At 42.7% G+C, this 1,710-nt stretch carries 2 protein-coding genes and 2 pseudogenes; all 4 read left to right on the forward strand.

The window, feature by feature from the left end:
* On the forward strand, nucleotides 1-427 hold a 427-nt coding region (locus tag B4113_RS20435; RefSeq protein ID WP_304439354.1), incomplete at its 5' end, for an RNase A-like domain-containing protein.
* Between the two features lie 9 nt (nucleotides 428-436).
* A complete protein-coding gene (locus tag B4113_RS07745; RefSeq protein WP_231559790.1) occupies nucleotides 437-727 on the forward strand; it encodes a hypothetical protein in 291 nt (96 codons plus the stop codon).
* Between the two features lie 105 nt (nucleotides 728-832).
* Nucleotides 833-1,233: pseudogene (locus B4113_RS18670) on the forward strand (transposase); the annotation flags it as partial.
* Nucleotides 1,221-1,502 (forward strand): annotated as a pseudogene (locus B4113_RS21150) (transposase); the annotation flags it as partial. The pseudogenes B4113_RS18670 and B4113_RS21150, both read left to right, overlap by 13 nt.
* Nucleotides 1,503-1,710: the final 208 nt, after the last annotated feature.

Here is a 1,710-nt window from a genome sequence, read left to right on the forward strand (position 1 = left end):
TAGGGGTATAGATACAGCAGATCCAGATCTAATACGGAAGATCGATGTTGATTTTCTTGATAGGATGGAAGCTGCTGGTGGACATACTTTAGATAGACATGTGTCAAAAACAAATGAAGAACTCATTAAAAGAGCCATTCAAGAAGATGTAGAAGCAGCTACTACGTTTACTAATAAGCAGATAGCCATTAAAGCTATTCAGGAAAACTTGCGCAAGAATGCCGATGATATTGCTAAATGGCTAAATGAATCTGATGCGGGAAGAAAAATATTCGATGTATCACACAATCATCCAATAGGAAAAGGGGTTCTTAGAGATAAAAAATATGTCGTTTATAACCTGATCAATTCTAGAGTAGTATTGATTAGGGATTCAACACAGGAGCTAGGATTCAGAATAGTAACTGCATTTCCTATTGTTAAATAAAAATAAAGGGTGATATCATTGAACGAGGACCTGAAGTACGATACTTTTAAATATTTTCTTGAATGTTATTTTAACCCCAGTGCTAACTATGAAGAATTAGAAACACTAGTCAAAGAATTTCGTTTAACTGAAGAGAGGAAATATCGACAAAAACTTCAGCAAGAGTTAGAACAAATTCTTCAACTTGATCATTGGGATGATATTCAAGAGTTTGTTAGAAAACATGCTATGAGGAAAATGAACAGTGATAGACTTACTTGGTTCATACGTACTATTTTGCATAACTTAAATCAAAGTTAAGATGATGTATAAAATTTTGTGTAAAGCATTTTGCTAGAACAAAAGAAAAAAGGTAGGGTATTCTCTGATTGGACCAAAAATCTTAGAGAAAGGAGAACCCTACCTATGTCTAAAAGTATACCGAATGTAGACTGGGCAAATCAACTGGAAAATACCATTCGTCAGTTTGTAAAAGAAAAATGAGAACGGATCATGCGGGAAGAAATCAAACATTTCCTCGAAATCGAACAGGCTGGAACGCCAAACATGAGAAACGGCTATTACCAACGAAATCTAGATACACAATAGGGCCGGATTGAAGGTCTTTTGGTCCCTAGAGACCGAAACGGAGAATTTCGAACGCAGCTGTTTGCCCCTTACCAACGACATACCGGCTGGTTGGAGGAAACCATCATCAAGATGTATCAAAGTGGCATGAGTACACGGGAAATTGGCAAATTTATCGAACGAATTCTAGAAATACTTATTCTCCAGCGACGATCAGCCGTATGACAATATCCATCAAGTCCTTTCGTTTTGCCTCGTGCAGATCGACAAGAAAGAAGGCCTCTCTCTTCGCGTCTTCCACTCCGATACGACGGACAAGACCGTTTACGGCGCGTATGAATCGGTCTCGTCAGAGGCCCTGCAGATCACACATGGTTGCAACCGGCACCATCGTTGGCAAAAACCAATCGGTTTCGGGCTGATCGGCAACGAAGACGGCATCCCGTTTTCCGGCGATGTGCACGACGGCAACGTGCCGGACAAAACGTGGAATCCCGAGGTGCTCTCCCTGTTTCTGTTGGCCTTGGCCATTTCCCGCCTCTTCCAGCGCCGGGTGCGTCCGTTCATCCCCCCGGAACGCCCATTCAAGGGCGCAGGAGGTCGGAAACTGACCCGACCCACCGGGCAGGCGATTTTTCAATTGTTCCGGTATGTGAACGTCGTCCTACTGGAGCTGCCGGATGGGCACATCCAACGCGCGTTAGGGAAACCGCTCA

This window comes from Geobacillus sp. B4113_201601 (genome assembly GCF_001587475.1).
In the GTDB taxonomy this organism is placed as follows: Bacteria; Bacillota; Bacilli; order Bacillales; family Anoxybacillaceae; genus Geobacillus; species Geobacillus icigianus.